Annotated in this window: 39 protein-coding genes and 1 pseudogene; 1 reads left to right on the forward strand and 39 read right to left on the reverse strand. The window is 69.6% G+C overall.

Going from position 1 to position 26,922, the window contains the following annotated elements; all coding sequences use genetic code 11:
* Nucleotides 1-31 precede the first annotated feature (31 nt).
* Nucleotides 32-1,096 carry a hypothetical protein gene (locus V6U77_RS18885; RefSeq protein WP_334607663.1) on the forward strand — a complete coding sequence of 355 codons (1,065 nt, stop codon included), beginning with the start codon at nucleotides 32-34 and terminating at the stop codon, nucleotides 1,094-1,096.
* Between the two features lie 57 nt (nucleotides 1,097-1,153).
* On the opposite strand, the gene V6U77_RS18890 is transcribed toward V6U77_RS18885, so the two are convergent.
* From V6U77_RS18890 to V6U77_RS19080, 39 genes and pseudogenes are all read right to left on the reverse strand, one after another.
* Nucleotides 1,154-2,152 carry a P1 family peptidase gene (locus tag V6U77_RS18890; RefSeq protein WP_334607664.1) on the reverse strand — a complete coding sequence of 333 codons (999 nt, stop codon included), beginning with the start codon at nucleotides 2,150-2,152 and terminating at the stop codon, nucleotides 1,154-1,156.
* A 138-nt stretch (nucleotides 2,153-2,290) separates the two neighbouring features.
* Nucleotides 2,291-3,121 (reverse strand): tRNA pseudouridine(38-40) synthase TruA, encoded by an 831-nt coding sequence (truA, locus tag V6U77_RS18895; protein WP_334607665.1) that lies wholly within the window; start codon nucleotides 3,119-3,121, stop codon nucleotides 2,291-2,293.
* A 70-nt stretch (nucleotides 3,122-3,191) separates the two neighbouring features.
* The gene (gene rplQ / locus V6U77_RS18900; protein WP_334607666.1) at nucleotides 3,192-3,752 is read right to left on the reverse strand and encodes a 50S ribosomal protein L17; all 561 of its coding nucleotides are present in this window, start codon (nucleotides 3,750-3,752) and stop codon (nucleotides 3,192-3,194) included.
* A 34-nt stretch (nucleotides 3,753-3,786) separates the two neighbouring features.
* Nucleotides 3,787-4,809: a DNA-directed RNA polymerase subunit alpha gene (locus V6U77_RS18905; RefSeq protein WP_013735931.1), complete on the reverse strand. Its 1,023-nt coding sequence runs from the start codon at nucleotides 4,807-4,809 to the stop codon at nucleotides 3,787-3,789.
* Nucleotides 4,810-4,907: 98 nt separating this feature from the next.
* Complete coding sequence (rpsD, locus tag V6U77_RS18910; RefSeq protein WP_132230910.1) at nucleotides 4,908-5,534, reverse strand: 30S ribosomal protein S4; 627 nt, start codon at nucleotides 5,532-5,534, stop codon at nucleotides 4,908-4,910.
* A 13-nt stretch (nucleotides 5,535-5,547) separates the two neighbouring features.
* Entirely contained in the window at nucleotides 5,548-5,955 is a 408-nt protein-coding gene (rpsK, locus tag V6U77_RS18915; protein ID WP_014440747.1) for a 30S ribosomal protein S11, read from the reverse strand.
* A 17-nt stretch (nucleotides 5,956-5,972) separates the two neighbouring features.
* On the reverse strand, nucleotides 5,973-6,353 hold the full coding sequence (rpsM, locus tag V6U77_RS18920; RefSeq protein WP_088998365.1) for a 30S ribosomal protein S13: 381 nt from the start codon (nucleotides 6,351-6,353) through the stop codon (nucleotides 5,973-5,975).
* Nucleotides 6,354-6,617: 264 nt separating this feature from the next.
* Nucleotides 6,618-6,731, reverse strand: coding sequence for a 50S ribosomal protein L36 (gene rpmJ, locus V6U77_RS18925; RefSeq protein WP_012184307.1), 114 nt, complete (start codon nucleotides 6,729-6,731; stop codon nucleotides 6,618-6,620).
* Nucleotides 6,732-6,824: 93 nt separating this feature from the next.
* A complete protein-coding gene (gene infA / locus V6U77_RS18930; RefSeq protein ID WP_007073013.1) occupies nucleotides 6,825-7,046 on the reverse strand; it encodes a translation initiation factor IF-1 in 222 nt (73 codons plus the stop codon).
* 441 nt (nucleotides 7,047-7,487) lie between these two features.
* A pseudogene (locus tag V6U77_RS18935) lies at nucleotides 7,488-8,027 on the reverse strand (DUF1707 SHOCT-like domain-containing protein); the annotation flags it as partial.
* Between the two features lie 310 nt (nucleotides 8,028-8,337).
* Complete coding sequence (gene map, locus V6U77_RS18940; protein ID WP_334607667.1) at nucleotides 8,338-9,189, reverse strand: type I methionyl aminopeptidase; 852 nt, start codon at nucleotides 9,187-9,189, stop codon at nucleotides 8,338-8,340.
* 93 nt (nucleotides 9,190-9,282) lie between these two features.
* Complete coding sequence (locus V6U77_RS18945) at nucleotides 9,283-9,936, reverse strand: adenylate kinase (protein WP_334607668.1); 654 nt, start codon at nucleotides 9,934-9,936, stop codon at nucleotides 9,283-9,285.
* Nucleotides 9,937-11,265, reverse strand: coding sequence for a preprotein translocase subunit SecY (gene secY / locus V6U77_RS18950; RefSeq protein ID WP_132230908.1), 1,329 nt, complete (start codon nucleotides 11,263-11,265; stop codon nucleotides 9,937-9,939).
* Between the two features lie 233 nt (nucleotides 11,266-11,498).
* Complete coding sequence (rplO, locus tag V6U77_RS18955) at nucleotides 11,499-11,942, reverse strand: 50S ribosomal protein L15 (protein ID WP_334607669.1); 444 nt, start codon at nucleotides 11,940-11,942, stop codon at nucleotides 11,499-11,501.
* Nucleotides 11,942-12,124, reverse strand: a complete 183-nt coding sequence (gene rpmD / locus V6U77_RS18960; protein ID WP_018784560.1) for a 50S ribosomal protein L30 — start codon at nucleotides 12,122-12,124, stop codon at nucleotides 11,942-11,944. Before rpmD ends, rplO begins: the two co-directional genes overlap by 1 nt.
* A complete protein-coding gene (gene rpsE, locus V6U77_RS18965) occupies nucleotides 12,124-12,738 on the reverse strand; it encodes a 30S ribosomal protein S5 (protein ID WP_007073019.1) in 615 nt (204 codons plus the stop codon). Before rpsE ends, rpmD begins: the two co-directional genes overlap by 1 nt.
* Nucleotides 12,739-12,771: 33 nt before the next feature.
* Nucleotides 12,772-13,161: a 50S ribosomal protein L18 gene (gene rplR / locus V6U77_RS18970; RefSeq protein ID WP_334607670.1), complete on the reverse strand. Its 390-nt coding sequence runs from the start codon at nucleotides 13,159-13,161 to the stop codon at nucleotides 12,772-12,774.
* Nucleotides 13,158-13,700: a 50S ribosomal protein L6 gene (gene rplF, locus V6U77_RS18975; RefSeq protein WP_334607671.1), complete on the reverse strand. Its 543-nt coding sequence runs from the start codon at nucleotides 13,698-13,700 to the stop codon at nucleotides 13,158-13,160. The genes rplR and rplF overlap by 4 nt, the downstream gene beginning before the upstream one ends.
* A gap of 16 nt (nucleotides 13,701-13,716) precedes the next feature.
* Nucleotides 13,717-14,124, reverse strand: coding sequence for a 30S ribosomal protein S8 (rpsH, locus tag V6U77_RS18980; RefSeq protein ID WP_013288624.1), 408 nt, complete (start codon nucleotides 14,122-14,124; stop codon nucleotides 13,717-13,719).
* Nucleotides 14,125-14,242: 118 nt separating this feature from the next.
* On the reverse strand, nucleotides 14,243-14,428 hold the full coding sequence (locus V6U77_RS18985) for a type Z 30S ribosomal protein S14 (RefSeq protein ID WP_088998358.1): 186 nt from the start codon (nucleotides 14,426-14,428) through the stop codon (nucleotides 14,243-14,245).
* Nucleotide 14,429: 1 nt separating this feature from the next.
* Nucleotides 14,430-14,999: a 50S ribosomal protein L5 gene (gene rplE / locus V6U77_RS18990; RefSeq protein WP_334607672.1), complete on the reverse strand. Its 570-nt coding sequence runs from the start codon at nucleotides 14,997-14,999 to the stop codon at nucleotides 14,430-14,432.
* A complete protein-coding gene (gene rplX / locus V6U77_RS18995; RefSeq protein WP_172896341.1) occupies nucleotides 14,999-15,319 on the reverse strand; it encodes a 50S ribosomal protein L24 in 321 nt (106 codons plus the stop codon). Before rplX ends, rplE begins: the two co-directional genes overlap by 1 nt.
* Complete coding sequence (gene rplN, locus V6U77_RS19000) at nucleotides 15,316-15,684, reverse strand: 50S ribosomal protein L14 (protein WP_007465279.1); 369 nt, start codon at nucleotides 15,682-15,684, stop codon at nucleotides 15,316-15,318. Before rplN ends, rplX begins: the two co-directional genes overlap by 4 nt.
* Before the next feature lie 97 nt (nucleotides 15,685-15,781).
* Entirely contained in the window at nucleotides 15,782-16,060 is a 279-nt protein-coding gene (gene rpsQ, locus V6U77_RS19005; protein WP_132230904.1) for a 30S ribosomal protein S17, read from the reverse strand.
* On the reverse strand, nucleotides 16,057-16,293 hold the full coding sequence (rpmC, locus tag V6U77_RS19010; protein ID WP_007073028.1) for a 50S ribosomal protein L29: 237 nt from the start codon (nucleotides 16,291-16,293) through the stop codon (nucleotides 16,057-16,059). The genes rpsQ and rpmC overlap by 4 nt, the downstream gene beginning before the upstream one ends.
* Nucleotides 16,293-16,718 carry a 50S ribosomal protein L16 gene (gene rplP / locus V6U77_RS19015; RefSeq protein WP_007465292.1) on the reverse strand — a complete coding sequence of 142 codons (426 nt, stop codon included), beginning with the start codon at nucleotides 16,716-16,718 and terminating at the stop codon, nucleotides 16,293-16,295. Before rplP ends, rpmC begins: the two co-directional genes overlap by 1 nt.
* A gap of 3 nt (nucleotides 16,719-16,721) precedes the next feature.
* On the reverse strand, nucleotides 16,722-17,579 hold the full coding sequence (rpsC, locus tag V6U77_RS19020) for a 30S ribosomal protein S3 (protein ID WP_088998355.1): 858 nt from the start codon (nucleotides 17,577-17,579) through the stop codon (nucleotides 16,722-16,724).
* Nucleotides 17,579-18,046, reverse strand: coding sequence for a 50S ribosomal protein L22 (rplV, locus tag V6U77_RS19025; RefSeq protein WP_091627711.1), 468 nt, complete (start codon nucleotides 18,044-18,046; stop codon nucleotides 17,579-17,581). The genes rpsC and rplV overlap by 1 nt, the downstream gene beginning before the upstream one ends.
* A 40-nt stretch (nucleotides 18,047-18,086) precedes the next feature.
* Entirely contained in the window at nucleotides 18,087-18,368 is a 282-nt protein-coding gene (rpsS, locus tag V6U77_RS19030; protein ID WP_088647003.1) for a 30S ribosomal protein S19, read from the reverse strand.
* Between the two features lie 12 nt (nucleotides 18,369-18,380).
* Nucleotides 18,381-19,220, reverse strand: a complete 840-nt coding sequence (rplB, locus tag V6U77_RS19035; protein WP_091242024.1) for a 50S ribosomal protein L2 — start codon at nucleotides 19,218-19,220, stop codon at nucleotides 18,381-18,383.
* Nucleotides 19,221-19,232: 12 nt separating this feature from the next.
* Nucleotides 19,233-19,535, reverse strand: coding sequence for a 50S ribosomal protein L23 (gene rplW / locus V6U77_RS19040; protein WP_088998352.1), 303 nt, complete (start codon nucleotides 19,533-19,535; stop codon nucleotides 19,233-19,235).
* Nucleotides 19,532-20,182 (reverse strand): 50S ribosomal protein L4, encoded by a 651-nt coding sequence (rplD, locus tag V6U77_RS19045; protein WP_334607673.1) that lies wholly within the window; start codon nucleotides 20,180-20,182, stop codon nucleotides 19,532-19,534. Before rplD ends, rplW begins: the two co-directional genes overlap by 4 nt.
* Nucleotides 20,179-20,844 (reverse strand): 50S ribosomal protein L3, encoded by a 666-nt coding sequence (gene rplC, locus V6U77_RS19050; protein ID WP_334607674.1) that lies wholly within the window; start codon nucleotides 20,842-20,844, stop codon nucleotides 20,179-20,181. The genes rplD and rplC overlap by 4 nt, the downstream gene beginning before the upstream one ends.
* 11 nt (nucleotides 20,845-20,855) lie before the next feature.
* Nucleotides 20,856-21,164 carry a 30S ribosomal protein S10 gene (gene rpsJ, locus V6U77_RS19055; RefSeq protein ID WP_007073037.1) on the reverse strand — a complete coding sequence of 103 codons (309 nt, stop codon included), beginning with the start codon at nucleotides 21,162-21,164 and terminating at the stop codon, nucleotides 20,856-20,858.
* 350 nt (nucleotides 21,165-21,514) lie between these two features.
* Nucleotides 21,515-22,708: an elongation factor Tu gene (gene tuf / locus V6U77_RS19060; RefSeq protein ID WP_088998349.1), complete on the reverse strand. Its 1,194-nt coding sequence runs from the start codon at nucleotides 22,706-22,708 to the stop codon at nucleotides 21,515-21,517.
* Between the two features lie 218 nt (nucleotides 22,709-22,926).
* The gene (gene fusA, locus V6U77_RS19065) at nucleotides 22,927-25,023 is read right to left on the reverse strand and encodes an elongation factor G (RefSeq protein WP_334607675.1); all 2,097 of its coding nucleotides are present in this window, start codon (nucleotides 25,021-25,023) and stop codon (nucleotides 22,927-22,929) included.
* Nucleotides 25,024-25,098: 75 nt separating this feature from the next.
* Nucleotides 25,099-25,569, reverse strand: coding sequence for a 30S ribosomal protein S7 (rpsG, locus tag V6U77_RS19070; protein WP_077938296.1), 471 nt, complete (start codon nucleotides 25,567-25,569; stop codon nucleotides 25,099-25,101).
* A 1-nt stretch (nucleotide 25,570) separates the two neighbouring features.
* Nucleotides 25,571-25,945 (reverse strand): 30S ribosomal protein S12, encoded by a 375-nt coding sequence (gene rpsL, locus V6U77_RS19075; protein WP_014440718.1) that lies wholly within the window; start codon nucleotides 25,943-25,945, stop codon nucleotides 25,571-25,573.
* A gap of 493 nt (nucleotides 25,946-26,438) precedes the next feature.
* Nucleotides 26,439-26,786, reverse strand: a complete 348-nt coding sequence (locus V6U77_RS19080; RefSeq protein ID WP_334607678.1) for a hypothetical protein — start codon at nucleotides 26,784-26,786, stop codon at nucleotides 26,439-26,441.
* Nucleotides 26,787-26,922 lie beyond the last annotated feature (136 nt).

The following is a 26,922-nucleotide window of genomic DNA, read 5'->3' on the forward strand; positions in this document are numbered from 1 at the left end:
GTATCGGTACGAGTCCGATGAGGATGCATTCATGGAGTACCCGGAGCCCGGGTCCGACCGGTCGGTGCTCGATGCCGGTCCGCCTCCCCCGGCCGGCCCCTCCCCGTCCCGTTTCCCGACGCCGTCGCTGCCCCGCGCCAACCGCGTCGTGCTGCCCTCCGCCGCGCCCGCGCCGCCCCGCGCCGCGGCGCAGGTGCCGCCGCCGCTGCCCGCCCATGTGCGGGCGTCCGCCGAGTCGCAGCCGTCGGCCGGGCCCGCCGAGCCGCCCCCGGCCCCGCCGTCACCGGCCGAGCCGGCCCTGCCGGCCCGGCGGTCGCAGCGCGGCGGCAGCGGCCGGCTGTGGCAGGTCGCGGTCGGCGGCGCGGCCGTCCTCGCGCTGCTCGCGCTCTGCGGTCTCGGCGCCGCCGCCCTGCTGGCCGAGCGTGACAGGACCCCGCAGGCCACGCCCACGGCCCCGGCCGAGCCGACCGAGCCCGCCCAGGCCGAGACGCAGGCCCTCGACTCCCGCGACACCGACCCGGCCCCCCTGACCGCCAAGGAGCTCTTCCCCGGCAGGCAGCTCGTCGTCGCCGACGGCGAGCCCGCCTACCGGGTGTTGAAGACCCAGTCCAGCGCAAGCTGCGCGGTGGCGGCCACCGGTGAGGTCGCCGACCTGCTGGTCCGCCTCGGCTGCACCCAGGTGGTCCGGGGCACGCTGCGGACGCCCGACGACGACCACCTCGTCACCACCGGGCTGTTCAACCTCATCGACCGGGCCAACGCCGAACGCGCCCGGGACCGGGTCCGGCTGCTGCTCGACGAGCGGCAGGGCCGGTTCCGGGGCATGGCGGCCAACGACGACAGCGCGGCGATCGCCACCGCGCCGGCCCGCGTCGGCTGGCAGGTGCGCGGCCACTACCTCGCGTACGCGGTGGTCGTCCGCAGCGACGGCGAGGCGATCCGGTCCGGCGACACGAAGGCCCGGGAGATCCTGTTCGACATGATCGAGCTGCACCTCAACCGGGGTGTGCTGGAGCGCCGGGCGGACGGCGGCACGGCTGGCCAGCCGACCGACGGTGGCGCCGACGACACCGGTACGCAGGACGGGGACGACTGACCGGAGCACGACCGGAACGGGTGCGGGGGCCACGGCCACGCACCCGTTCCCCGTCTCTCACGTCCCGGGTGCGACCCGGTGCGTCCGCAGCAGGTCGAGCATCCGCTCGTGCGGGACCGCGTACCTGACCCGGCCGGCCACGCCGACGGTGGTGCGCGCCATGAACAGCGAGTTCAGCAGCGCCTCCTCCACGGCCTCCAGCACCGTTGCGAAGACGGGCTCCAGGTCGGACTCCGGCGCGGTCGGTGTCCGCGTGTCGGCGGTGGAGAACGCCAGCGCGTAGTCGCCACTGCCACCGGCGAAGTCCGAGCCGACGCGCGCCATGGCGAAGATGGCCCGGCGGGCGACGCGGCCCAACTGCCGCGCGTCGAGGCGACCGTCGGTGGCGACCACGATGACGCAGGAGTTCCCCGCGGGCCGGTCCGGCAGCGACGGGGTCGGCACGCCCACCTGCGCGGGCCGGATCGGCACCCCGCACACCTGCAGCACTCCCGAGAAGTTGGCCTGCACCAGCACACCGACGGTGACCGTGCCGCCGGACGTCGCGGCGAGCCGTGAGGACGTTCCGATGCCGGCCTTGAAGCCGAGCGCGGCCGTGCCCGTACCGGCACCGACGGCGCCCTCCGCGGGCAGTCCGCCGCAGGCCTCCTCCAGCGCCCCGAGGACGTGTTCCGCCCGTACCGGCCGCGCCCTGATGTCGGACAGGAACCCGTCGTTGGTCTCCGCCACCACCGGGTTCAGCGACTCGGCCGTCTCCCGGCCCGGCTGCCGCAGCATGTAGGTGACCAGCGCGTCCGCCGCCCGGAACGTCGACAGCGTCGCGGTCAGCACCACGGGGGTCTCGATCTCGCCCAGCTCGGCGACCTGGGTCGACCCGACCATCTTGCCGTGCCCGTTGCCCACGAACAGCCCCGCCGGCAGGGAGCGGCGGTCGGTCAGCTGGTCCGGGACGATCGCCGTCACCCCGCTGCGGATGCTGTCCCCCTCGACGAGCGTGGTGTGGCCCACCCGCACGCCGGGCACGTCGGTGACCGCGTTCAGGGGACCCGTCGGCAACGTCCCGACGACTATGCCGAGATCCCGTCCACGGCGAGGTTCCTGCACGGCGGCGACTCCTGACGATCGACGGATCTCTGCGGGGACGGTGGAGGGCCCGGCCTGACGGTCCGGCGCCCAGGGCGGGAGCGGGGGCGGTCAACCCTCCACGGGTACGCGCAGCCGGCGGGTCGCCTCGGCGCGGCGGGCGTACTCGCCCGGGTCCTCGGGATAGCCGACGGCGACCAGGGTCAGCCCGTGCGCCGGCGCCACGGTCACCTCGCTGGAGCGTTCCCGGCGGGCCAGCAGGCTGCCCGGCCACTCGGCCGGTCGGCGCCCGTCCCCGGCGACCAGCATGGCGCCGACGAGGCTGCGCACCATCGCCTGGCAGAACGCGTCGGCCTGCACGGTGGCCACCAGGATCCCGTCCGCCTCCCGCCGCCAGTCCAGCCGGGTCACCTCGCGCAGCGTGGTGGCGTGCTCCTTGCGCCGGCAGTACGCGGCGAAGTCGTGCTCCCCCACCAGCCCCGCCGCAGCGGCGTTCAACGCGGCCAGGTCCAACGGCTTCGGCCAGGCCAGGATCTCGTGCCGGCGCAGTGGCTCGGCGCCCCAGGCGGCGTCGGTGACCCGGTACTCGTAGCGGCGGAAGGTGGCCGAGAACCGGGCGTCGAAGTCGGCGGGCACCTCGATGATCGCGCGTACCCGGACGTCGGTGGGGAGCAGCCGGGCCAGTCGGCGCAGCAGCCGACCGTCGTGCTGCCGCCACACGGCGCTCGGCAGGTCGACGTGGCAGACCTGCCCGGTGGCGTGCACCCCGGCGTCGGTGCGGCCCGCCACGGTCAACCCGGTCGCCGTGCCCGCGCCGAGGACCAGGTCGAGGGTCTCCACGAGCACCCCGGCGACCGTGCGCCGCGTCGGCTGCGCGGCCCAGCCGGAGAAGCCCGACCCGTCGTACGCGACGTCCAGCCGCAGCCGGGTGCGCTCGTCCACTCGTACCTCCGCCTCACGGGGTCGGGCCCGGCACCCCGCGAGGGGGTGCCGGGCCCGACGGTGGCCTGGATCAGGCCTTGTCGTTCTCGCCGGCCTCGTCGCTGTCCTCGCGGGCGGCGGCGGTGTCGCCGGACGCCGACACGGGCGGCTCGGCGTCCTGGTCGCCCGAGTTCGACTTCGGGGCGTCCTCGGCCGGGGCGAGCGCCTCGACCTTGTCCTGCTGCGCGGCCTTGCGGGCGGCGGTCTTCTTGTTCGCCTTCGGCTCGGCGACCTGGAGCTCCTCGACCAGCTCGATGATCGCCATCGGCGCGTTGTCACCCTTGCGCGGACCGGTCTTCACGATCCGGGTGTAGCCACCGTTGCGGGTGGCGAACCGGGGCGCGATCTGGTCGAACAGGGAGTAGACCACGTCCTTGTCCTTGACGACGCCCAGCACCCGCCGGCGGGAAGCCAGGTCGCCGCGCTTGGCCTTGGTGATGAGCTGCTCGGCCAGCGGACGCAGCCGCCGGGCCTTCGTCTCGGTGGTCTTGATCTTGCCGTGCTGGAACAGCGCAGTGGCCAGGTTGGCCAGCATCAGCCGCTCGTGCGCGGGGCTGCCGCCGAGGCGGGGGCCCTTGGTGGGCGTGGGCATGCTTGGTGCTCCTCAGGTGTGGCGGCAGCGCGGACTAGAGCTGCTCGGTCTCGCGATAGTCGTCGGTGTCGTAGTCGGCCTCGCCGAAGGCGTCCACGACGTGCGCCGGGTCGAAGTTCGGGGCCGAGTCCTTCAGCCCCAGACCCATCCCGGCGAGCTTCATCTTGACCTCGTCGATCGACTTCTGACCGAAGTTGCGGATGTCGAGGAGGTCGGCCTCGGTACGCCCGATGAGCTCACCAACGGAGTTGATGCCCTCGCGCTTGAGGCAGTTGTAGGAGCGGACGGTCAGGTCCAGCTCCTCGATCGGCAGCGCCAGGTCCGCCGCGAGCTGGGCGTCCTGCGGGGACGGCCCGATGTCGATGCCCTCGGCGGTCTCGTCCAGCTCACGAGCCAGACCGAACAGCTCCACCAGCGTCGAACCGGCGGAGGCCAGCGCGGTACGCGGGCCCATCGACGGCTTGGTCTCGACGTCGATGATCAGCCGGTCGAAGTCGGTCCGCTGCTCGACACGGGTCGCCTCGACGCGGTACGTCACCTTCAGCACCGGCGAGTAGATCGAGTCGACCGGGATCCGGCCGATCTCGGCGCCGGCCTGCTTGTTCTGGGCAGCCGTGACGTAGCCGCGGCCACGCTCGACGGTCAGCTCCATGTCGAGCCGACCCTTGCCGTTGAGGGTGGCGAGCTTCAGGTCCGGGTTGTGCACCGAGACGCCGGCCGGCGGCTGGATGTCGCCCGCCGTCACGTCGCCCGGACCCTGCTTGCGCAGGTACATGCTGACCGGCTCGTCGTGCTCGGAGCTGACGCAGAGCTCCTTGATGTTCATGACGAGCTCGACCACGTCCTCCTTGACACCGGGGATCGTGGTGAACTCGTGCAGCACGCCGTCGATCTTGATCGAGGTGACCGCCGCACCCGGGATCGACGACAGCAGCGTGCGCCGCAGCGAGTTGCCCAGGGTGTAGCCGAAGCCCGGCTCCAACGGCTCGATGGTGAACCGGGACCGGGTCTCGTTGATCGACTCCTCGGAGAGAGTCGGTCGCTGGCTGATGAGCATGTCTTCTCTTCTCTTCCGGGGCGCCCGCCATATGACGCCCACGACAAACTGTTCCGGTGGCCCGCCCCGGAAGGGCGGGCCACCGCAACGAGCTCCGACTACTTGGAGTAGAGCTCGACGATCAGCTGCTCCTGGACCTGCGTGTCGATGACCTGCCGGGCCGGGAGCGAGTGCACGAGCACCTTCATCTGGCTGGGGATAGCCTCCAGCCACGCCGGGACCGACTTCGAGCCGGCCTCGGCCTGCGCCACGATGAACGGGGTGAGCTCCTTGCTCTTGCCCCGGACCTCGATGATGTCGTGCTCCTTGACGCGGAACGACGGGATGTCGACCTTCTTGCCGTTCACCGTGAAGTGACCGTGCTTGACCAGCTGACGGGCCATGTCGCGGGACTTGGCGTAGCCAGCCCGGTAGACCACGTTGTCCAGCCGCGACTCGAGGATCTGCAGGAGAACCTCGCCGGTCTTGGCCTTCTTGCCGACGGCCTCTTCGTAGTAGCCGCGGAACTGCTTCTCCAGCACGCCGTACACGCGGCGGGCCTTCTGCTTCTCACGGAGCTGGAGCAGGTACTCCGTCTCCTTGGTGCGGCCGCGGCCGTGCTGTCCGGGCGGGAACGGCCGGGACTCGAACGGGCACTTCGGGCCATCGCACTTGCTGCCCTTGAGGAACAGCTTCATCTTCTCCCGCCGGCAACGGCGGCAGTCAGCACCGGTGTAACGAGCCATCTCTCTCTACCTCTCAGACCCGACGACGCTTGGGCGGACGGCACCCGTTGTGCGGCTGCGGCGTGACGTCGGAGATCTGTCCGACCTCGAGACCGGCGGCCTGCAGCGAACGGATGGCGGTCTCCCGGCCGGAGCCGGGGCCCTTGACGAACACGTCGACCTTGCGCATGCCGTGCTCCATGGCCCGACGCGCGGCGGCCTCGGCGGCCAGCTGCGCGGCGAACGGAGTCGACTTGCGGGAGCCCTTGAAGCCCACCTGGCCGGACGAGGCCCAGGAGATGACCGCACCGGTCGGGTCCGTGATGGACACGATGGTGTTGTTGAAGGTGCTCTTGATGTGCGCCTGCCCGTGGGCGACGTTCTTGCGTTCCTTGCGCCGGACCTTCTTGACGGCGGCTCCGGCACGAGCCTTCGGTGGCATAAGTCTGTGCGCTCCTATTACTTCTTGCCGGGCTTCTTCTTGCCGGCGACGGTCCGCTTCGGGCCCTTGCGGGTCCGGGCGTTGGTCTTGGTCCGCTGGCCACGCACGGGCAGGCCCCGGCGGTGCCGGATGCCGGCGTAGCAGCCGATCTCGACCTTGCGGCGGATGTCAGCGGCGACCTCGCGGCGCAGGTCGCCTTCAACCTTGTAGTTGCCCTCGATGTGGTTGCGGAGCTGGACCAGCTCCTCGTCCGTGAGGTCCCGGACGCGCTTGTCCGGCGAGATGCCGGTGGCAGAGAGCGTCTCCAGGGCCCGGGTGCGACCCACGCCGAAGATGTAGGTGAGCGCGATCTCCATCCGCTTCTCGCGGGGGAGGTCGACGCCGACTAGACGTGCCATGTGCGGGCGTACTCCTCGTGATGTGTGGCGGAGGTGTGGACCCGTCCCACCCCGCTACCGGCCGCCCCTGTCCTTCCGGCGTGTGCGCCGGCGACCGGGGTCGGTCGCTGCCCGAGCGGGCCCCGGCCTCCGACCGGGGGTCAACCACGAAGAGGTACGCGACGCGTACCGCCCGCGGCTGGGACGAGCATGTGATTCGGTGTCTGGATCTGCGGCCCGGACCGATTTCGACCGACCGTGGTCACACGGTCGGCCGGAACTGGTTCAGCCCTGGCGCTGCTTGTGGCGCGGGTCGGTGCAGATGACCATGACCCGGCCGTGCCGACGGATGACCCGGCACTTGTTGCAGATCCTCTTGACGCTCGGCTTGACCTTCACGGTTGCCTTACTTCCCATCTGGCCCGACGACGCGCCGAGGCGCGACACCGGACGTCGAAGACGGACACGGGGACGTCCCGGCCGCCGTCAGGCTTACTTGTAGCGGTAGACGATGCGCCCGCGGGTCAGGTCGTACGGCGAGAGTTCGACGACGACCCGGTCTTCCGGCAGGATGCGGATGTAGTGCTGCCGCATCTTGCCACTGATGTGAGCCAGCACCTTGTGACCGTTCGCGAGCTCCACCCGGAACATGGCGTTCGGCAGGGGCTCGATGACCCGACCCTCGATCTCGATGGCTCCGTCTTTTTTCGGCATGTCCTCCGCTGTCCTGACGTCGGTTACTCCGGACGGCCCACAACGTCTTACACGGGCCACCGATCAAGATCGGATTGCCCGCGCCAGCCGCGGCTCCGGCTCCCACCGAAGCGCAGGGTGGGCATGCCGGAGTGGACGCTGTGCGCCGATCAGAAAGTGTACGCCCGCCTGCGGGCCGTCGCCAAACCGGCCGGGAATCGGTGCGTCGGACCGGACAGAACGGGTCATTCACACCCCGGTGCCGGCCTCGTCTCCCCGACGCCGCCGCGGGGCCGGCACCACCGGCTGCTCGCCCCGGATCGGCGGTTCCCCCTGGATCGGTCGCTCGCCCTGGGCCGACTGCTCGCCCTGGGCCGGCAGCTCGGCCCGGGCCGGCGCCTCTCCCTGCGTGGGCAGCTCTCCCTGGACCGGCACGTCCGCCTGGGCCGGCAGCTCTCCCTGGCCCGGCGCGTCCCGCTGCTGCCGCTCCTCGGCGGCCAGCGCCCGCTTCCGCGCCCGCTTCGCCAGTCGCCGCTCCCGCCGCCGCGACCGCTCCGCGGCCCGCCGCCGCGGCTCTCCGTCGACGAGACCGGCCACCGTGCGCACCAGCAGCACCCCTCCCCAGGGCCCGGCCACCCAGACGGGCCAGAAGTAGAGCAGGTCCCAGGAGAGCGTGGAGGTCACCGCCCAGACGGTCACCACGACCGCGACCACCCGCAGGTACGGCAGCCAGACCTCGGCCAGCCACCGGGCGGTCACCGACGACGGCCGGGCATCCTCCGACGGCGGCGCGACGGCGTCCGGCCGCGTGGCGAGCCGGGACGCCGCCGGGGCCGCCGGCGCCGGCAGGTCGGTCACCAGCGCGTCCAGCTCGCCGTACGTACGCGAGGCGTACGCCCGCTGCAACCGCTCGTCGTACTCGTGCAGGTCCAGCCGGCCCTCGTCCACGGCCGCGCGCAGCCGCTCCGCCACCGCCTGACGGTCCTCGTCGGCGGCCCGCATCCCGTCGCGTCCCTCCATGCCCGCAAGCATGCCACCGCGCCACCAGCACCCGCCCTCGCCGAGGCGCCGCCGGACGCCCTGGGCCCGTGGTGGCCCCGGGACGGGTGACCAGGATCTCAACGCCGCCGGGACACAGGCGGGACGTGTCCGCCGGGGTCAGCGGACCACGGTCACCCGGATCTGCCCCGGGTAGGTCAGCTCCGGGCCGGCAGGAACGCCGGACTCGCCGAGCCTGCGGGCCGCGGAGCCCGACGGGCGGGCGGAAGCACGCCGGCAGCGTGGCCGGATCGTCCCCGGTGCCGGGCCGAACTCAACGCGCCGGCGAGTCCGCGGGCTGCCGGGAGGTGACCAGCTCGCCCAGTCGGGCACGGCCGCCGTCCGGCGCGGTCAGCACCCAGACGCCGTCGGGAAGCAGCGCCATCGTGTGCTCGACGTGCACCGCCATCGACCGGTCCCGGGTGACCACGGTCCAGCCGTCGGAGAGCTCGACCGTCCGGGGCGAGCCCATCGTGATCATCGGCTCGATCGCCAGCGCCATGCCCGGCACCAGGCGCGGGCCCTTGCCCGGCCGGCCGTGGTTGAGCACGTGCGGGTCCTGGTGCATCTCGGTGCCGATGCCGTGCCCGCCGTAGCCGTCGACGATGCCGTACCGGCCACCCTTGCGGACCGCGTTCTCGACGGCGTGCGAGATGTCGGTGAGCCGGCCCTTGCCGCTGGCCGCGCCGCGGGCGGCTGCGGCGATGCCCGCCCACATGGCGTCCTCGGCCACCGCGGTCATCTTCAGCAGCGCCGGGTCGACCTCGCCCACGGCGACGGTGATGGCGGCGTCGCCGTGCCAGCCGTCGAGCACGGCACCGCAGTCGATGGAGATCAGGTCGCCGTCGCGGAGCACCTGCTGCGCCGACGGGATGGCGTGCACCACCTGCTCGTTGACGGACGAGCAGATCGACGCGGGAAAGCCGTGGTAGCCCTTGAAGGAGGGGACGGCCCCGGCCTCGCGGATGGTCGACTCGGCGATGGCGTCCAGGTCGGCGGTGCTGACCCCGGGGGCGACCGCCTCCCGCATCCGACGCAGCGCCGCGGCGACCACCAGCCCGGCGGCCCGCATCTTCTCGATCTGGTCAGGGGTCTTCAGCTGGATGTCCAGCTGGGGACGACGCATGGAGCCGTTACCTTTCGTTGCCGATGCCGAAGAGCGGGGCACGTCGGACGTACCCCGCTCTTCGCACTCTATCCGCCGGAGTCCGGCGGGACGTCAGCCGCCGTACGACCGCAGGGCGTCGATGGCGCGGACGGTGACGTCCTCCACCGGGCCGGTGGCGTCGATGCCCACCAGCTTGCCCTGGGCGCCGTAGTAGTCGACCAGCGGCGCGGTCTTGTCCGCGTACTCCCGCAGCCGGGTGGCGATGGTCTCCGGCTTGTCGTCGTCGCGCTGGAACAGCTCGACGCCGCACCGGTCGCAGATGCCCTCACGGGTGGTGGCGTCGAACTCGACGTGCCAGATCTTGCCGCAGCCCCGGCACGTACGCCGCCCCGAGAGCCGCCGGATCACCTCGTCGTCGTCGACGACCAGCTCCAGCACCAGGTCCAGCGCGGTGCCCAGGTCCGCGAGGAGCTTGTCCAGCGCGGCGGCCTGCGGCGTGGTGCGCGGGAAGCCGTCGAGCAGGAAGCCCTCGGAGGCGTCGGGTTCGGCGAGCCGGTCCCGCACCATGTTGATGGTCACCTCGTCGGGCACCAGCTCGCCGGCGTCCATGTAGCGCTTCGCCTCGACGCCGAGCGGGGTGCCCTGCGAGACGTTCGACCGGAAGATGTCGCCGGTCGAGATCTTCGGGACCGAGAGGTGCGCGGCGATGAACTCGGCCTGCGTGCCCTTGCCCGCACCCGGCGGGCCAACCAGAACGAGTCTCATCTACCGCAGGAACCCTTCGTAGTTCCGCTGCATGAGTTGGCTCTCGATCTGCTTGGTCGTCTCCAGACCCACGCCGACCATGATCAGCACAGCGGTGCCGCCGAACGGGAAGTTCAGGTACTGCTGCTTGTCCAGCCAGATGAAGAAGAAGTTCGGCAGGATCGAGATGATGCCCAGGTAGAGGGCGCCGGGCAGCGTGATCCGGCTCAGGATGAAGTCGAGGTAGTCGGCGGTCGGCTTGCCGGGGCGGATGCCCGGCACGAAGCCGCCGTACTTCTTCATGTTGTCCGCGACCTCGGTCGGGTTGAACGTGATCGAGACGTAGAAGTAGGTGAAGAAGATGATCAGCAGGAAGTAGACCGCGATGTAGATCGGGCTGGTCGGGTCGACCAGGTTGTTCTGGATCCACGCCTGGGTCTTGCCCGGGTTGTTCTGGTCGAAGAACTGCAGCGCCAGCTGAGGCAGGTAGAGCAGCGACGAGCCGAAGATGACCGGGATGACACCCGCCTGGTTGACCTTCAGCGGGATGTAGGTCGAGGTGCCGCCGTACATCCGCCGGCCGATCATGCGCTTGGCGTACTGCACCGGGATGCGGCGCTGCGCCTGCTCGATGAAGGTGACCGCGGTGATGACCACCAGGACCAGCGCGATGACGAGCAGGAACTTGCCCCAGCCGCCGGTCTGCTTGATCTGCCAGCCCTCGCTGGGGAGCCGGGCGGCGATCGAGGTGAAGATCAGGACGGACATGCCGTTGCCGACGCCCCGGTCGGTGATCAGCTCGCCGAGCCACATCACCACGCCGGTGCCGGCGGTCATCGTCATGACCAGGAGGCTGAGCGTCAGCCAGTCCGGGATCCCGGTCCCCTCGGGGATGATCGGGAACTGGTCGCACTGGTTGTTGAAGAGCTGCCCGGAGCGGGCCAGCGCCACGAACGCCGACGCCTGGAGGACACCCAGGCCGAGGGTCAGGTAGCGGGTGTACTGGGTGATCTTCGCCTGGCCGGACTGGCCCTCCTTGCGGAGCTGCTCCAGCCGGGGGATCACCACTGTCAGCAGCTGCAGGATGATCGACGCGGTGATGTAGGGCATGATGCCCAGCGCGAAGACCGAGAGCTGCAGCAGCGCTCCGCCGGAGAAGAGGTTGAGCAGGTTCATCACGCCGGTGGAGCCGTTCTCCATGGCGTCGATGCACTTCTGGACGTTGCCGTACGAGACACCCGGGCTGGGCAGCGTCGCCCCGAGCCGGTAGACCGCGATGATGCCTACTGTGAACAGCAGCTTCTTGCGCAGGTCAGGCGTACGGAACGCACTGAGAAAGGCGGACAGCAACTTCTTCCTCCTGCGCGAGGCGGGCCGCCAGTCATCCCTGGCGGTCGGTGGGTGCCGGGCGAGTGCCCGATATCCATGGCTGGGAAGGGACTCTAACAGCCCGATCCCGGTCCGGGCAGATGTGCCCGGCTACATAAACCGAATCCGATGTTACCCGGCGCACACATGCCGGGGCAGACCATGACGCCCGCCCAGTTTCGACAACTGAGCGGGCGCCACGGGTCGTACAGCCCTTACAGCTCGGTGACGGAGCCACCGGCGGCGGTGATCTTCTCCTTGGCCGACGCGCTGAACGCGTGCGCCGACACCTGGAGGGCGACCCCGCCCAGGTCCCCGGTACCGAGGACCTTGACCGGGTGGCCCTTGCGGACCGCGCCGGCCTCGACCAGCTCGTGCGGGCCGACCTGGCCGCCGTTCGGGAACAGCTCGGCGAGCCGGTCCAGGTTGACCACCTGGAAGACCACCTTGAACTTGTTCTTGAAGCCCTTCATCTTCGGCAGGCGCATGTGGATGGGCATCTGCCCACCCTCGAACGCCGCCGAGATGTTCTTGCGGGCCTTGGAACCCTTGGTACCGCGACCGGCGGTCTTGCCCTTGGAGCCCTCACCGCGACCCACGCGGGTCTTCGCGGTCTTGGCACCGGGCGCCGGGCGCAGGTGGTGGACCTTGATCGTCATTACTCGACCTCCTCGACCTTCACGAGGTGGTTGACCGTGAAGATCATGCCGCGGATCTCCGGACGGTCCTCCTTGACCACCACGTCGTTGATCCGCTTGAGACCGAGCGAACGCAGCGACTCACGCTGGTTGCGCTTGGTCCCGATCTCGGACCGGACCTGGGTGACCTTCAGGCGAGCCATCAGGACGCCACCCCCGCCCGCGACGCCAGCATGGCGGCCGGCGCGACGTCCTCGACCGGCAGACCACGACGGGCGGCGACGGCCTCCGGGGACTCGAGCCCCTTCAGCGCCGCCACGGTGGCGTGCACGATGTTGATCGGGTTCGACGAACCGAGGCTCTTGGAGAGCACGTCGTGGATACCCGCGCACTCCAGCACGGCACGCACCGGGCCACCGGCGATGACACCCGTACCGGCGGAGGCCGGCTTGAGCAGCACCACACCGGCCGCCGCCTCACCCGTCACCGGGTGCGGGATGGAGGAGGCGATGCGCGGCACCTTGAAGAAGTGCTTCTTGGCCTCCTCGACGCCCTTGGCGATCGCCGCGGGCACCTCCTTGGCCTTTCCGTAGCCCACACCGACGGTGCCGTCGCCGTCGCCCACGATCACCAGGGCGGTGAAGCTGAAGCGACGACCACCCTTCACGACCTTGGCGACGCGGTTGATCGCGACGACCCGCTCGAGGTGCGGGGTCTTCTCGACGGGCGCGTTTCCGCGGCCGCCCTCACGGCGGTTGTCGCGGCGACCACCCTCGTTGCCACCGGACCCGCCGCCACGGCGCTGTTGACCTGGCATCAGCAGCCTTCCTTCTCTCTCGTGACGGGGTTTCTAGAACTCGAGCCCGGCTTCGCGGGCGGCATCGGCAAGCGCGGCGACCCGCCCCGCGTACCGGTTGCCACCGCGGTCGAAGACGACCTTGGAGACGCCGGCGGCCTTCGCCCGCTCGGCGAGCAGGGCGCCGACCTTGCCGGCCAGGGCGCTCTTGTCGCCCTCCGTGCCACGCAGCGAGGCGTCCAGGGTCGAGGCCGACGCCAGGGTGTGACCCTTGGTGTCGTCCACGATCTGGGCGACGATGTGCCGCAGGGAACGGGTGACCACGAGGCGGGGGCGCTCGGCGGTGCCGCTGAGGTTCTTGCGGACCCGGAAGTGCCGGCGCGCACGCCCGACGGCACGCTTGGCGGCGACGCCGCGGCGGCGCTTGAGCAGCGTGGCGCTCACTTCTTACCTGCCTTTCCAGCCTTGCGGCGGATGACCTCGCCCTGGTACTTCACGCCCTTGCCCTTGTAGGGCTCCGGCGGGCGGATCTTCCGGATGTTGGCGGCAACCTCACCGACGAGCTGCTTGTCGATGCCGGCCACGTGGAACAGCGTCGGCTTCTCCACCGTGAAGGTGATGCCGTTCGGCGCCGCCACGTGCACCGGGTGCGAGAACCCGAGCGCGAACTCCAGGTCCTGGCCCTTGGCGGTCACGCGGTAACCGGTGCCGGCGATCTCCAGGCTCTTGCGGTAGCCCTCGGTGACGCCGACGATCATGTTGGCGACCAGGGTACGGCTGAGGCCGTGCAGTTCCTTGGCCTTGCGCTCGTCGTTCGGGCGGTTGACGCTCAGCTGCCCGTCCTCGGCCCGGTCGATCGTGATCGGCTCGGCCAGGGTGTGCGAGAGCTCGCCCTTCGGGCCCTTGACCTTGACGGTCTGCCCGTCGATCGTGATGTCGACGCCGGCTGGCACCGGGATCGACTTACGTCCAATACGCGACATTTCTACCTGTCTCCCGTTACCAGACGAAGGCGAGGACTTCCCCGCCAACGCTCCGCTTGCGGGCCTGCCGGTCGGTGAGCAGCCCCTGGGACGTCGAAATGATCGCCACGCCCAGCCCGCCGAGCACCCGCGGGAGCCCGTCCGACTTGGCGTAGACCCGCAGACCGGGCTTGGACACTCGCTTGATGCCGGCCAGGCTCCGCTCCCGGTTCTGGCCGTACTTCAGCTCGACGACCAGTCGCTTGCCGACGGCGCCCTCCTCGGGCTCCTCGACCGACCAGGTGGCGATGTAGCCCTCGGCCTTGAGGACCTCGGCGATGTTCGCCTTGATCTTCGAGTAGGGCATCGTCACCCGGTCGTGGTACGCCTGGTTGGCGTTACGCAGACGCGTGAGCATGTCTGCGATCGGGTCGGTCATCGTCATGGATTTCGTCAGCCTTTCTCGCCGGGGTTCCCGGGGCCTTCCGCCCCGGGCCTACGGCGAAGAGCAATACGTGATCGGTGCAAGGGGTCCCGACGCGATGGCCGGGACGCGGTCGCCCTTACCAGGAAGCCTTGGAAACGCCCGGCAGCTCACCGCGGTGGGCCATCTCCCGGATGCAGACCCGGCAGAGACCGAACTTGCGGTAGACCGCCTTGGGACGCCCGCACCGCTGGCAGCGGGTGTACGCGCGAACCGAGAACTTCGGCTTCGCGGCCGCCTTGTGGATCAGCGCCTTCTTGGCCATCTCAGTTCTCCTTGAACGGGAAGCCCAGGAGCTTGAGCAGCGCCCGGCCCTCGTCGTCGGTCGTGGCGGTCGTGACCACCGTGATGTCCATGCCCCGCTGCCGATCGATCTTGTCCTGGTCGATCTCGTGGAACACCGACTGCTCGGTCAGACCGAACGTGTAGTTGCCGTGCCCGTCGAGCTTGCGCCCGTCCAGACCACGGAAGTCACGGATACGCGGCAGCGCGATCGACAGCAGCCGGTCCAGGAACTCCCACATCCGGTCGCCGCGGAGGGTCACCTTCGCGCCGATCGGCATGCCCTCGCGGAGCTTGAACTGCGCGATGGACTTGGTCGCCCGCCGCACCTGCGGCTTCTGGCCGGTGATGGTGGCCAGGTCCCGGACGGCGCCGTCGATCAGCTTGGCGTCCCGGGCTGCCTCGCCGACACCCATGTTGACGACGATCTTGACCAGCCGCGGCACCTGCATGGGGTTGCCGAAGTTGTGCTGCTCCTGCAGCTGCGCCACGATCTCGTTGCGGTACCGCTCCTTGAGGCGCGGCATGGTCTTGGTTTCGGTAGCCGTGGTCATCACAGGTCCTTACCGGTGCTACGCGCGATGCGGACCTTCTGGCCGTTTTCGTCGATCCGGTAACCGACGCGGGTCGGCTTGCCGTCGGAGTCCAGGACCTGCACGTTCGAGACGTGGATCGGGGCCTCCTGGGTGACGATGCCACCGGTCTTGGCGCCACGCTGGGTGGTGCTGATGCGGGTGTGCTTCTTGACCCGGTTCACGCCCTCGACCAGGACCTTGTCCTGCCGCGGGTAGGCCGCGATGACCTTGCCCTTGGCACCCTTGTCCTTGCCGGCGATGACGACGACCGTGTCGCCCTTCTTGACCTTCACGGTCACAACACCTCCGGCGCGAGAGAGATGATCTTCATGAACCGCTTGTCCCGCAGCTCCCGGCCCACCGGGCCGAAGATACGGGTACCGCGCGGGTCTCCGCCGTCCTTGATGATGACGGCGGCGTTCTCGTCGAAGCGGATGTACGAACCGTCCGGCCGCCGCCTCTCCTTGGCGGTGCGAACGACGACGGCCTTGACGACGTCGCCCTTCTTCACACCGGCACCGGGGATCGCGTCCTTGACGGTGGCCACGATGACGTCGCCGATGCTCGCGTAGCGCCGACCCGAGCCACCGAGAACCCGGATGCACAGGATCTCCCGGGCACCCGTGTTGTCGGCGACGCGCAGTCGCGACTCCTGCTGAATCACGTCTATCTCCTATGTCTGCCGGTTCTCCGGCCGCGCACGGCGGCCGGAGCCTGGCGGAACCCGCGCCCGACTGACGCCGGGCGAGCTCGAGCCTTCGCTACTTGGCCTTTTCCAGGATCTCCACGAGCCGCCACCGCTTCGTGGCGGACAGCGGCCGGGTCTCCATGATCAGGACCCGGTCGCCGATGCCGGCGGTGTTCTGCTCGTCGTGCACCTTCAACTTGCTCGTACGGCGCATGATCTTGCCGTACAGCGCGTGCTTGACCCGGTCCTCGACCTCGACGACGACGGTCTTTTCCATCTTGTCGCTGACCACGAGGCCCTCACGCACCTTGCGGCGGGCCCGCGCGGCGGCGGTGGTGGTGTTCTCGCTCATGATGCAGTCACCTCAGTCGGCGCGGCCGAGAGACCCAGCTCGCGCTCACGCATGATCGTGTAGATCCGGGCGATCTCCCGACGGATGACCTGCAGCCGCCGGTTGTTGTCCAGCTGGCCGGTCGCGGCCTGCACGCGGAGGTTGAACAGCTCCGCCTTGGCCTCGCGCAGCTTCGTGACCAGCTCCTCCTCGGAGAGCTCACGCAGCTCGGAGGCCTTAACGCCCGCTGCCATCAGGATTCACCCACTTCGCGCGTAACAATGCGGCACTTCATCGGGAGCTTGTGGATCGCGCGACGCATCGCCTCTCGCGCGATCTGCTCGTTGGGGAAGGACATCTCGAAGAGAACCCGCCCCGGCTTGACGTTGGCGACCCACCACTCGGGCGAGCCCTTACCGGAACCCATCCGGGTCTCCGCCGGCTTCTTGGTGAGAGCCTGGTCCGGGAAGATCGTGATCCAGACCTTGCCACCACGCTTGATGTGGCGGGTCATCGCGATACGCGCCGACTCGATCTGGCGGTTCGTCACGTACGCCGGCTCGAGAGCCTGGATCCCGAACTCGCCGAACACCACCCGGTTACCACCCTTGGACGCGCCACTGCGGTCCGGGTGGTGCGGCTTGCGGAAGCCCTTCGGGGGCTTGCGCGGCATCAGCATCTGTCAGCCCTCCTGCTGCGTTTCTGCCGCGGCGGCGACGGCGGCGGGATCCACCGCGTCACCACTCGGCGTCTCGGCCTGCTGCGCGATGGTCGTCGCGGCGGCGGCCCTGCCGGCCTCGGTCCCGCCGGCGGTCGTGCCGGACGAGCCGGACCGGCCACGGCGCGGCCGCTCCGGGCGGTCGCCACGGTCACGGCGCGGGCGCGACGGAGCCTCGGCCGGGGTCTCCCGACCCGGCACCGCGTCGCCCTTGTAGATCCAGACCTTGACGCCGATCCGGCCGAAGCTCGTACGGGCCTCGAAGAAGCCGTACTCGATGTTGGCCCGCAGCGTGTGCAGCGGGACCCGGCCCTCGCGGTAGAACTCGGTCCGGCTCATCTCGGCGCCGCCGAGGCGACCCGAGACCTGGACCCGGATGCCCTTGCAGACCGGGTTCTTCATCGCGGACTGCATGGCCTTGCGCATCGCCCGACGGAAGCTGACCCGGCTGGAGAGCTGCTCGGCCACACCCTGTGCGACGAGCTGCGCGTCCGACTCGGGGTTCTTCACCTCGATGATGTTCAGCTGGACCTGCTTGCCGGTCAGCTTCTCGAGCTCGCCGCGGATCCGGTCGGCCTCCGCGCCCTTACGGCCGATGACGATGCCCGGCCGGGCGGTGTGGATGTCGACGCGGACCCGGTCGCGGGTGCGCTCGATGTCGACCTTGGAGATGCCGGCGCGCTCGAGGCCCTTGGACATCATGCGGCGGATCTTGACGTCCTCGCCGATGTAGTCCTTGTAGAGCTTGTCCGCGAACCAGCGGGACTTCCAGTCGGTCGAGATGCCGAGCCGGAACCCGTGCGGGTGAACCTTCTGACCCATTACTCGGCGCCCTCCGTCTTGCTCTGCGTCTCGGCCGTCTCGGCCGGCTCCGCCTGCTTCGCCGGGGCCGCCTTCTTCGCGGCCGCCTTCTTCGGCGCGGCCGGCGCCACCGCCTCGACCGCGACGGTGATGTGGCAGGTGCGCTTGCGGATCCGGTACGCCCGGCCCTGCGCCCGCGGCTGGAACCGCTTCATCGTCGGGCCCTCGTCGACGAACGCCTCGCTGACGAGCAGCGCGTCGGGGTCCAGCCGCTCGTTGTTCTCCGCGTTGGCGATCGCGCTAGCGAGCACCTTGTACACCTGCTCGCTCGCAGCCTGCGGCGCGAACTGCAGCACCGTGAGCGCCTCCTTCGCGGGCAGGCCGCGGACGAGGTTGACCACCCGGCGCGCCTTCATCGGCGAGATGCGCACGTGTCGCGCAACCGCCCGCGCGCCCGGAAGCACCGGAGCGTCGCCCTTTCCTGGCATCGCTGTAACCCCTTGTTCCTCTATCCGTATGCCCGCGGCGTCAGCGCCGACGGCTCTTCCGGTCGTCCTTCTCGTGACCCTTGAACGTGCGGGTCAGCGCGAACTCGCCGAGCTTGTGCCCGACCATCGCCTCGGTCACGAACACCGGGACGTGCTTGCGTCCGTCGTGCACGGCGATCGTGTGACCCAGCATCTCCGGGATGATCGTCGAGCGCCGCGACCAGGTCTTGATGACGTTCTTCGAGCCCTTGTCGTTCTGCGTCTCCACCTTCTTGAGCAGGTGGTCGTCGATGAACGGGCCCTTCTTCAGGCTGCGAGGCATGTCTTATCTCCCTCAGCCGCGCTTACGCGTGGCGTAGCGGCGGCGGACGATCAGCCGGTCACTCGGCTGGCCCTTACGACGGGTGCGGCCCTCGGGCTTACCCTGCGGGTTGACCGGGTGGCGACCACCGGAGGTCTTACCCTCACCACCACCGTGCGGGTGGTCGACCGGGTTCATGGCGACACCACGGACGGTCGGGCGCTTGCCCTTCCAGCGCATGCGGCCGGCCTTGCCCCAGTTGATGTTCGACTGGTCGGCGTTGCCGATCTCGCCGATGCTGGCGCGGCAGCGGACGTCGACCCGCCGGATCTCGCCGGACGGCATGCGCAGGGTCGCGTACACGCCCTCGCGGCCGAGCAGCTGGATGCCGACGCCGGCCGAGCGGGCCAGCTTGGCGCCGCCGCCGGGACGCAGCTCCACGTTGTGGATCGTCGTACCGACCGGGATGTTGCGCAGCGGCAGGTTGTTGCCCGGCTTGATGTCCGCGCCGGGACCCGACTCGACGCGGTCGCCCTGCTTCATGTCCTTCGGCGCGAGGATGTAGCGCTTCTCGCCGTCGGCGTAGTGCAGCAGCGCGATGCGCGCGGTGCGGTTCGGGTCGTACTCGATGTGGGCGACCTTCGCCGGCACGCCGTCCTTGTCGACCCGCTTGAAGTCGATCAGACGGTACTGGCGCTTGTGCCCGCCACCGTGGTGCCGCGTGGTGATCCGGCCGTGGGCGTTACGCCCGCCCTTCTTCGGCAGCGGAGCCAGCAGCGACTTCTCGGGCGTCGACCGGGTGATCTCAGCGAAGTCGGCGACGCTGGAGCCACGCCGGCCCGGCGTCGTCGGCTTGTACTTACGGATAGCCATTGTCTACACCCCTCAGCTGACCGGGCCGCCGAAGGCCTCGATACGGTCACCGTCAGCCAGCTTCACGATCGCCCGCTTGGTGGCCTTACGCTGCCCGAAACCGGTCTTGGTCCGCTTGCGCTTGCCCTGGCGGTTGAGCGTGTTGACCGTCAGGACGCGGACGTCGAAGATCTGCTGGATCGCGATCTTGATCTCGGTCTTGTTCGCGTCCGGGTGCACCAGGAAGGTGTACCAGTTGCGGTTCAGCTCGCTGTAGCTCTTCTCCGAGACGACCGGCGCGACGATGATGTCGCGCGGGTCGGCGATCGTGCTCACTTGCCACCCTCCTCGGTGGTCTCGGCGGGAACACCCAGGAACTCGTCCAGGGCGTCCTTGGTGAAGACCACGTCGTCGGCCACCAGCACGTCGTACGTGTTGAGCTGGCCGGCCTCGATCAGGTGCACCCGCGGCTCGTTGCGCAGCGACACCCAGTTCAGCTCGTCGGTGCCGCTCAGCACGACCAGGACCCGACGGGCCTCGGTCAGCTTGGTCAGCGTGGCCAGGGCGGCCTTCGTCGACGGCTTCTCGCCCGAGACGAACGCCTCGACGACGTGCACCTGCCCGGCGCGGGCCCGGTCGGAGAGGGCGCCACGCAGGGCGGCGGCCTTCATCTTCTTCGGGGTCCGCTGGCTGTAGTCGCGCGGCACGGGGCCGTGCACGACGCCGCCACCGGCGAACTGCGGCGCGCGGATCGAGCCCTGCCGGGCGCGACCGGTGCCCTTCTGCTTGTACGGCTTCTTGCCGCCACCGGCGACCTCGCCGCGGGTCTTGACCTTGTGCGTGCCCTGCCGGGCCGCCGCGAGCTGAGCCACCACGACCTGGTGCATCAGCGCGACGTTGGCCTGGACGTCGAAGATGTCGGCGGGCAGCTCGACGGAGCCGCTCTTGGAGCCTTCGACGGTGAGGACGTCAACGGTGGTCACTTGGCCGCACCGCCCTTCTTCGCCTTGGTCTTGGCCGCGGTACGGACCAGGACCAGCGCGCCCTTGGGGCCGGGAATGGCGCCACGGACGAGCAGGAGGTTGTTCTCGGTGTCGACCGCCTGGACGGTCAGGTTCTGGACGGTGTAGCGCACGCCACCCATCCGGCCGGCCATCCGGGTGCCCTTGAAGACACGACCCGGGGTGGCGCAGGCGCCGATGGAACCGGGCGAGCGGTGCTTGCGCTCGACACCGTGGCTGGCGCGCAGACCGTGGAAGCCGTGCCGCTTCATCGGGCCGGCGTAGCCCTTGCCCTTGGTCTTGCCGGTCACGTCGATCGACATGCCCGCCGGGAACTCCTCGACCGTGACCTCCTGGCCCAGCGAGTAGTCGGCGGCGTTGCTGGTGCGCAGCTCGACGATGTGGCGACGCGGCGCGACGTCGGCCTTCGCGTAGTGCCCGCTGATCGGCTTCTTGACCTTGCGCGGGTCGATCGTGCCGTACGCCAGCTGGACCGCGGAGTAACCGTCCTTGTCGGCGCTACGAACCTGGCTGATGACGCACGGGCCGGCCTCGACCACGGTCACCGGGACAACGCGGTTGTTGTCCCAGACCTGGGTCATGCCGAGCTTTGCGCCCAGGATCCCCTTGACTTGCCTGTCCATTTGTCCGGTCCCTACAGCTTGATCTCGATGTCGACGCCAGCCGGCAGGTCGAGGCGCATGAGCGAGTCGACCGTCTTCGGGGTCGGGTCGATGATGTCGATCAGCCGCTTGTGCGTGCGCATCTCGAAGTGCTCGCGCGAGTCCTTGTACTTGTGCGGCGAGCGGATAACGCAGAAACGGTTGATCTCCGTGGGCAGCGGCACCGGGCCCGCGACCTGCGCCCCGGTACGCGTCACCGTCTCGACGATCTTCCGAGCCGAGGAGTCGACGACCTCGTGGTCATAGGCCTTGAGCCGGATGCGGATCTTCTGTCCCGCCATGGTGGCTTCTGTTCCTTCTCTCGATGCCGCTGTGTTGCGGGCGCCTGTACCGGCTGGCACAGGCCCACTTCGCCGACCCCCGCGGTCGGGCGTGTCGCGCCCTCGGGCCAGGCTCCGCCCCGGGACTCCGGAGCGACTCTGACCGCGCGGTGGGTCAAGGCGTCGATCGCACTACCGCGACCTGAACGCCGTGCGAGGGTGGTTGGCGGACGGGCCGCCAACCACCCTACGCTCGACCGTCCTGCCACCCGGAGGTTCAGCGAAAGCCGAACACAGGCAGCGAACTGTCGTTACGCAACCTGACTAGTATGCCGCACGACCGGCGGCGGGTCTAATCGGGGTTACCTAGCTCACTTGATGATCTTGGTGACGAACCCGGCGCCGACGGTGCGGCCACCCTCGCGGATCGCGAACTTGAGGTTCTCCTCCATGGCGATGGGCTGGATCAGCTTCACCGTCATGGTGGTGTTGTCGCCCGGCATGACCATCTCGGTGCCCTCGGGGAGGGTGACGACACCGGTGACGTCCGTGGTCCGGAAGTAGAACTGCGGACGGTAGTTCTGGAAGAACGGGGTGTGCCGGCCGCCCTCCTCCTTGGAGAGGATGTAGACCGTCGCCTCGAACTCCGTGTGCGGGGTCGTGGTGCCCGGCTTGATGACCACCATGCCGCGCTCGACGTCCTCGCGCTTGATGCCACGCAGCAGCAGACCGACGTTCTCGCCCGCGCGGGCCTCGTCGAGCAGCTTGCGGAACATCTCGATGCCGGTGCAGGTGGTCTTCATCGACTTCTCACGGATGCCGACGATCTCCACCTCCTCGTTCGGCTTGAGCACGCCGCGCTCCGCGCGACCGGTCACGACCGTGCCACGGCCCGTGATCGTGAAGACGTCCTCGATGGGCATGAGGAACGGCTTCTCGGTCTCGCGCTCCGGCTGCGGGATCGCGGTGTCGACCGCGGTCATCAGGTCCAGCAGCTTGCCGGTCCACTCGGGGTCACCCTCGAGGGCCTTCAGCGCGGAGACCCGCACGACCGGCAGGTCGTCGCCCGGGTAGTCCTGGTTCGACAGCAGCTCACGGACCTCGAGCTCGACGAGCTCCAGGAGCTCCTCGTCGTCGACCATGTCGCTCTTGTTGAGCGCCACGACGATGTACGGCACGCCGACCTGGCGGGCCAGCAGCACGTGCTCGCGGGTCTGCGGCATCGGGCCGTCGGTCGCCGCCACCACCAGGATCGCGCCGTCCATCTGCGCGGCACCGGTGATCATGTTCTTGATGTAGTCGGCGTGACCGGGGCAGTCGACGTGTGCGTAGTGCCGCGCCTCGGTCTGGTACTCGACGTGCGCGATGGAGATCGTGATGCCGCGGGCCTTCTCCTCCGGCGCCTTGTCGATCTCGTCGAACGGCGTGTACGGGTTCAGGTCCGGGTACTGGTCGTGCAGGACCTTGGTGATGGCCGCCGTCAGCGTCGTCTTACCGTGGTCGATGTGACCAATGGTGCCGATGTTGACGTGCGGCTTAGTCCGCTCGAACTTCGCCTTCGCCACTGGGTCCTCCTGTGGACTTCTTGGTTCGTTCGCCCCGGCGCGCCGGTCGGCGCTTAGGACTCTGTCGACAGCCTTTCCGGCCTGGCGGCCGGAGAGCTTTGGTGGGTTCTGCGGCGATGAAGCCTACAGGCCCGGTCTCACGCATCCCGACCGAGGTGGCCGCGGGCGGGAACACCCTCCCGCGACCGCCCCGGATCATCGATCACGTCAGGTGAGGGTCACTCACCCGTCGCCTTGGCGATGATCTCCTTCGCGACCGAGGACGGAACCTCGGCGTAGGAGTCGAACTGCATGCTGTAGCTAGCCCGGCCCTGGGTCTTCGACCGCAGGTCGCCGACGTAGCCGAACATCTCCGACAACGGCACCAGAGCCTTGACGACGCGGGCGCCGCTGCGCTCCTCCATCGCCTGGATGATGCCGCGGCGGGAGTTGAGGTCGCCGATGACGTCACCCATGTTCTCCTCAGGAGTGGTGACCTCAACGGCCATCATCGGCTCGAGGAGCGCGGGGTCGGCCTTGCGGGCCGCCTCCTTCATCACCATCGAGCCGGCGATCTTGAATGCCATTTCCGACGAGTCGACCTCGTGGTACTGGCCGTCCAGCAGCGTGAGCTTGACACCCACCAGCGGGAAGCCGGCGAGGATGCCGTACTGCATGGCGTCCTGCGCGCCCGCGTCCACCGACGGGATGAACTCCCGGGGGATGCGGCCACCGGTCACGGCGTTGGCGAACTCGTAGGTCGGGGCGTCGTTGCCGAGCGGCAGCGGCTCCAGGCTGATGATCACCCGGGCGTACTGGCCGGAACCACCGGTCTGCTTCTTGTGGGTGTACTCGACCTTGTCCACCTTGCGGCGGATGGTCTCGCGGTACGCCACCTGCGGCTTGCCGATGTTGGCCTCGACGTTGAACTCGCGGCGCATCCGGTCGACCAGGATGTCCAGGTGCAGCTCGCCCATGCCGGAGATGACCGTCTGACCGGTCTGGTCGTCCAGCTTGACGCGGAAGGTCGGGTCCTCCTCGGCCAGCCGCTGGATGGCGGTGCTGAGCTTCTCCTGGTCGGCCTTGGTCTTCGGCTCGATGGCGACCTCGATGACCGGCTCCGGGAAGGTCATCGACTCCAGGATGACCGGGTTCGCCGGGTCGCACAGCGTGTCACCGGTGGTGGTCTGCTTCAGACCCTGCACCGCGATGATGTCGCCAGCCTGGGCCGAGCTGCGCTCTTCCCGCTTGTTGGCGTGCATCTGGTAGATCTTGCCGATCCGCTCCTTGCGGTCCTTGGTGGAGTTGACCACCTGGGAGCCGGACTCGAGCGTGCCGGAGTAGATCCGGACGTAGGTGAGCTTGCCGAGGTGCTTGTCCGTCTGGATCTTGAAGGCGAGACCCGAGAACGGCTCCGACTTCGACGGCTTGCGCTGCAGCGGCGTCTCGCCGTCGGTGGCCGTACCCTCGATCGCCGGGATGTCCAGCGGCGACGGCAGGTACGCGACGACCGCGTCGAGCATCGGCTGGATGCCCTTGTTCTTGAAGGCGGTGCCGGTGAGGACCGGGTTGGCCTTGCCGTCGATGGTGGCCCGGCGGATGGCGGCCTTGATCTCCTCGACGGAGATCTCCTCGCCCTCCAGGTACTTCTCCATCACCGCGTCGTCGACGTCGGCCAGGGTCTCCACCAGCTTCTCGCGCCACTCGGCGGCGGAGTCGGCGAGGTCGGCCGGGATGTCCTCGACCGCGTAGTCCTCACCCTTCTGGGTCTCGCCGCGCCAGGTGAGGGCCCGCATCTCGACCAGGTCGACCACGCCGATGAAGTCGGACTCGGCGCCGATCGGGATCTGGAGCACCAGCGGGGTGGCGTTGAGCCGGTCGATCATCATCTGCACGCAGCGGAAGAAGTCGGCACCGGTCCGGTCGAGCTTGTTGACGAAGCACATCCGCGGGACGTTGTACTTGTCCGCCTGCCGCCAGACGTTCTCCGTCTGCGGCTCCACGCCGGCGACGCCGTCGTAGACCGCGACCGCGCCGTCCAGCACCCGCAGCGACCGCTCGACCTCGACCGTGAAGTCGACGTGCCCGGGCGTGTCGATGATCTGGATCGTGTGGCCCTTCCACTCACACTTGGTAGCAGCGGAGGTGATGGTGATACCACGCTCCTGCTCCTGCTCCATCCAGTCCATGACGGCACCGCCCTCGTGGACCTCACCGATCTTGTACGTGATGCCGGTGTAGAAGAGGATCCGCTCGGTGGTGGTGGTCTTACCGGCATCGATGTGGGCCATGATGCCGATGTTGCGTACGTTGGCGAGCGCGTCTGCGGCGGCCACTTCAATCCCTACTTATCGTCGTCTCGACACAACTGGTGGCGGTTCCGGCGCCACGAGGGCGCCGGAACCAGGGTGTTACCAGCGGTAGTGCGCGAAGGCCTTGTTGGACTCGGCCATCTTGTGCGTGTCCTCGCGCCGCTTGACGGCGGCGCCGAGGCCGTTGCTCGCGTCCAGCAGCTCGTTCATCAGCCGCTCGATCATGGTCTTCTCGCGGCGGGCGCGGGAGTAGGTGACCAGCCAGCGCAGGCCCAGGGTGGTCGCCCGGGCGGGGCGGACCTCGACCGGGACCTGGTAGGTGGCACCACCGACGCGGCGGCTGCGCACCTCGAGGGTCGGCTTGACGTTGTCCATCGCCCGCTTGAGGGTGACGACCGGGTCGGTGCCGGACTTCTCGCGGCAGCCCTCGAGGGCGGCGTAGACGATGCGCTCGGCGAGCTGACGCTTACCGCGCAGGAGGATCTTGTTCACCAGCTGGGTGACCAGCGGCGAGTTGTACACCGGGTCAGCGACCAGCGGCTTCCGCGGAGCGGGTCCCTTACGCGGCATGTCAGCTCTTCTCCTTCTTCGCGCCGTAGCGGCTGCGCGCCTGCTTGCGGTTGCGGACACCCTGGGTGTCCAGCGAGCCGCGGACGATCTTGTAACGCACGCCGGGGAGGTCCTTCACCCGGCCGCCGCGGACGAGCACGATCGAGTGCTCCTGCAGGTTGTGGCCGACGCCCGGGATGTAGGCGGTCACCTCGATCTGGCTGCTGAGCTTGACACGAGCGACCTTGCGCAGCGCCGAGTTCGGCTTCTTGGGGGTGGTGGTGTACACGCGGGTGCACACGCCGCGCCGCTGAGGGGAACCCTTCAGCGCCGGGGTCTTGGTCTTACTCGTCTTAGCCTGGCGGCCCTTTCGGACCAGCTGCTGGATCGTGGGCACCGGGTTTCTCCGCTCCCTTCGGCCGCCTGGTGGCGGCCGCACCGTCTGCCGTAGCCGGCCTGATGACCGGCTCTCCTACATTCCGACCAGGGCCATCTCGCGATGGTCCCGGCACCCGCGGTCGGGCGTGTCGCCCAGCTCACGGTCCCGGCGCCGACGCTCGCGCGTGTCGACCGGGGTCTTGCACTGGCACACGGCAGGCCGCGCGCCGGGTCTTTGGCTTTGTCGTGCTCCCACGCGATCTCCGACTCATCGGATCCAGCGCACGCACGAGTTGCCCGGGCTTGCCCGGGCACAAGGGGGAAGAGTACCTACCACAACCGCACAGGTCAAAACGGAGCGGCTGGCGGGACGTCCACCGCCCGCCGATCGAACCCGTCGCGCCTACCCGCCCGTGGTGGGCACCTACGGATCCAAGTGTACCGGCTTCCCCCGGCAGCGGCCCGTCGACCCCGTCACGGCCGCCCTCGTCCCTCACGGCGGCCCGCCGGCGTCACCCCAGCGACAGCACCAACGCCAGCCCCAGGCCGAGCAGGCTGAGCACCAGCCCCGCCCCGCCGCAACCGATCCCGGCCCACGCCAGGCCCCGCCCGGTGAACCGGACCGCCGGCGGGGCGGCCGGGCGTCGGATCTGCCGCAGCCCCAGCAGGCCGGCGACGACGGCGCCCGCGCCGGTCAGGACGCCCAGCACCGTGATCGCGCCCGCCGCCCACGCGCCGTCCGCGCCGGCGACGGCGCCGACGCAGATCACCAGCAACGAGACCAGGGTCGAGACGATCCCGGCCACGAGCGAGCCCACGGCCAGGCCGGAGGTGACCGGGGGTACGTCGAGGTGCACCACGCCGAACGGCGTACCCGCGACCGGGTCGACGCGCTTCGGCGGCCGGGCGGCCTCGCGCGGCGGCGGGGGCGGCGGGGCCTGGCCCCAGGCCGGGGCCGGCGACGGGTCCCCGCCCCCGGGCGACGCGCCCCAGGGC

Source organism: Micromonospora sp. CPCC 205546, from assembly GCF_036902715.1.
Lineage (GTDB): Bacteria > Actinomycetota > Actinomycetes > Mycobacteriales > Micromonosporaceae > Micromonospora.